The following is a 3,290-nucleotide window of genomic DNA, read 5'->3' as shown; positions in this document are numbered from 1 at the left end:
CTCCCCAAGAGTGTGATGTAGATATTCGTCCTAAAACAGCCTTAGTGGTCAATGAGGGGATACAAAAATGTGCTGAAATTTTGGGCAAACTCTCAATCAAAGTAGAAGAGCCTCAAAAGGACTGTCGGCAAAAAGCCGAAATTGATTCCCTCAGTGCTGAACGACTTGTCCTGAGTGAAGCCAAAGGAAGCCGAAGCACTGAAAAATTTGGAGCCGCCGCACCGCCGCGAGAAAAACTTCCCTCAATTCCCCTAGAAGATGAGTTGAAATATCAGGGGGTTGATACTTCTAACCGATGGTTACTTGAAGCGGTTGTCCAATCACCAGACCCTTACCTGGCAATTCATACGTGGTTAGCTTGGGCGCGTGAGACAAAAGTTGAAGCTCCAACTCAGTCACTGTTGAAAGCTATCCGCGACGGCTGGCGACCGCGTGATCCGGTTGGGAGTGGCTCCCATTCTGCTGCTGTTCCCCTTAACAATTCTCCACAAAAATCCTTTTTAGAGAGCATTCCCCCTTGTCCAGAGGGCTTAGAGGAATGGGCAAAGTATCACAAGCTTTCCCATAGAGTCAGAGCGATCGCCTACTCGGCTCTTCTGAAATGCTGGTGTGTTTACTACAACGATACAACTTGCCAACCTTGGATGGATGCCGTAAATCAAGGCGATCCGATGTTCAAAGTGGCTCGTAATGACGACTTGACTGCCCTTCGGCAGGCTCAGGCACCGCGCTCGCCGAACGTCTCTGGGTTCTATGTGGAGGTGCAGTTCTGATGAGCGACACCTTTACCGATTACGAGCTGAATACTCAGGGATGGAATGATAAATCCCCATCACCTATGCACTCCCCAACTCAGCAAGACCCTAAAAATTCTAGGGGATTTGAGAAAGGCGATTGTGTATCGCACCCCGTTAGAGGACATGGAATCATCGTGTCTACAGACCCAGAACCATTTGGGTTGTGGTGGGATGAAGAACCGCACTCACTAATTAGCCCTTCCTATCCGCTGATTCTGTGGGAGAGCGGAGAACACTATCCAGTATTAGCTCATACCCTGAAGTTTTTGGGTGAGGGAACAGTCCCAACCAATTCCCAACGAATCAATCATTTGAAGGTAGAGCTGGAGAAAATTGCTTCCTACACAGGCACCTATTGGGACAAGCAGCGGAAGAAACTCAAAATTCAGATAAGGTTACTGAGCAACGCCGAAGTATGGAGCTTATCAACTGGGCAGACTTCTGTAGTGGAATTGGAGCGGGATTCCCTTACGCTGGATGCCGAGTTCCGGGACTTAACCTTGTCGTCACCTGCGACACTGACTCTTACTGCCGAGACATCCTGCTCTCTAGATACAAAAGAGCCGCTTGTATTAGAGACATTCGAGCTTGGAGAGCCGTTAGACAAGAGTTTGGCACAATCGACTTGTTCACCGCCTCACCACCCTGCACTCCATTCTCAATCCAAGGAAAGCGAAAGGGAGCTTCGGACGAGCGAGACTGTATCCCAGCACTCCTCGAAGCGATCGCTCTCTCAACACCCCGATTCTGGTGCATTGAAAACGTGCCAGGACTCCTCAGTTGTCCCCTCCGTCCCGGAGCAGGAGTTGGGACATATTTCACGTTTATCCTCAGTGAAATGGAGCTTTTCGGGTACGATGTCGAATGGCTTTGTGTCGAAAGCTCCCACTTTGCCGCCCCCTGGCGTCGGAAACGATTGCTCATGGTTGGGTTCGCACGGGGCATTATCCCACAGCAGCCGCGCCCCTGGATTGAGCAAGTCAGAGAGTACCTCTCGTGCGAAAGGGATTCTTGGGAAGGGCGAGGTATACAACCCGGACTGGCTGGAGTTGAAGAACGGACTCCCTCTGGGGTACTCGTCCCCATCGGAGTTAAGAGCGGCGACTCAGTTACGAGAAGGCGAAGGGGAGCGCTTGGTAATGCACTCGACCCCAGAGTTGCAAACATTGCCCTTAGACGAATTCTCTATCTCAATTCCCTCCTCTAAGCGGAAGAAACGCGGTTCTAACAAAAAGCCAGCCAGCGGTTCTCTCACCAGAAATGTGGTGGTGAAGAAAGGTAAGGAGTATAGCTCTTGGCAGTATAACTACGATGTCCGTGACCCAGGAGCTAAACGGGGCTGGCGGTCAGTGAAAGAGGGAGTGCCGAAGCGCAAAGTGCCTTGGGTTGCAGATGCCATCAGAGAGGAGCGATCTATTCGAGAGATTCTCTATCTGTTGGGTAAGGAGCCTAAAGGGGAGATTAGCGAGTAGCTCTAAATTCTAGGGGAAATGTGAAATTTAGTTATTTCCCCTAGAAAGTTCTATCATTTTTAGTTGGCTGAGAGGGTAGCCCCAAATTCTAGGGGAATTATGTATTACATTACGTCACAAATCCCCTAGAAAGTTCCAGTACTTGCACACAAAGGAAGCATGACCAAGCTCTTATTGGTAGACTGTGACAACTTTTGGCAGAGAGACTAAGAGCAGGGCTAAGTTTATCCTGCATCCCCATGACCAGCTTTGAAAAAGTGAGGAAACCATGAACGAAAATTTAGCTGTCACATTGGGTGAGCTACAAGCACAAATATATTGGTTACATGATGCAGAAAAATTTACGGAATTAGCCTTAGCCGCTGCCAATATTTATAAAATACTTGGTTATATCGCTCTACTGTCCATGGGGTTTGACTTTCATCAGTTGGCTATGATTTTACTTTTCCCAGAGTGACAGAAGAGCGATAGTGAAAAACAAGCTGAAACCGCTGGGAAGTTAATCAGTGAAGCCTATCAATTAGCTGATGAGGCAGATTTAGCTTATCAAGTGGGTAATCCTAATCAAGAAATGCAATTTTATTATAAAGTTAAAGAGAAACTGGCTGAAGTTGAAATAATATTAGGTTATCAAACCCGTATAGCCCTGCATCAAATGCAGTGGTGGAGGCACTTTCGTCACAAACAAAAACTGCCAATCCTCCGACATATTTTTTTACAACATTTAAAAGCTGTGGGATTGATTAACCTAGTTACTGCCATGAAACTTACCTATTTTTTAATGGAAATAGGTAGAGTTCACAAACAGCGCGCTCTAGAAACCACTAAACACAATGCGATACGATACTGGCAAGAACTCCTGAAAACAAAACCGTTACAGTATCCTTACCTTGGCAGGGTAAACGCATCTAAAATTATTGAGATTTTGAGGTAAAATAGGAGGTTAGCTCTTGCCATCAAACAACACTCAGCTCAAGAATCTATGTGTGGGTATCAATATTCAGAGGTAGGATAGAGGCTA

The 3,290-nt window shown here is 47.1% G+C and carries 5 protein-coding genes; all 5 read left to right on the top strand.

The annotated features are described in order from the left end of the window. Positions 1-773, top strand: a 773-nt coding sequence (locus IQ257_RS29135; RefSeq protein WP_193933475.1) for a hypothetical protein, incomplete at its 5' end; no start/stop codon positions are given. A 439-nt stretch (positions 774-1,212) separates the two neighbouring features. Further along, positions 1,213-2,004: a DNA cytosine methyltransferase gene (locus tag IQ257_RS29130; protein ID WP_193882473.1), complete on the top strand. Its 792-nt coding sequence runs from the start codon at positions 1,213-1,215 to the stop codon at positions 2,002-2,004. Continuing rightward, complete coding sequence (locus IQ257_RS29125; RefSeq protein ID WP_193882471.1) at positions 1,964-2,269, top strand: hypothetical protein; 306 nt, start codon at positions 1,964-1,966, stop codon at positions 2,267-2,269. The genes IQ257_RS29130 and IQ257_RS29125 overlap by 41 nt, the downstream gene beginning before the upstream one ends. Positions 2,270-2,537: 268 nt before the next feature. Continuing rightward, positions 2,538-2,726, top strand: a complete 189-nt coding sequence (locus tag IQ257_RS30545) for a hypothetical protein (RefSeq protein ID WP_228061149.1) — start codon at positions 2,538-2,540, stop codon at positions 2,724-2,726. A 93-nt stretch (positions 2,727-2,819) separates the two neighbouring features. After that, positions 2,820-3,203: a hypothetical protein gene (locus tag IQ257_RS30540; protein ID WP_228061148.1), complete on the top strand. Its 384-nt coding sequence runs from the start codon at positions 2,820-2,822 to the stop codon at positions 3,201-3,203. Positions 3,204-3,290 lie beyond the last annotated feature (87 nt).

The organism is Coleofasciculus sp. LEGE 07092, from assembly GCF_015207375.1.
Taxonomy (GTDB): domain Bacteria; phylum Cyanobacteriota; class Cyanobacteriia; order Cyanobacteriales; family Coleofasciculaceae; genus LEGE-07092.
The sequence above is the reverse complement of the archived record's forward strand: the minus strand, read 5'-3'. Positions and strand labels throughout refer to the sequence as shown.

Excerpts from the sequence above, each read along its gene's own strand:
- IQ257_RS29130 (WP_193882473.1), top strand. The coding sequence starts at position 1,213 with ATGGAGCTTATCAACTGGGCAGACTTCTGTAGTGGAATTGGAGCGGGA.
- IQ257_RS30545 (WP_228061149.1), top strand. The coding sequence starts at position 2,538 with ATGAACGAAAATTTAGCTGTCACATTGGGTGAGCTACAAGCACAAATA.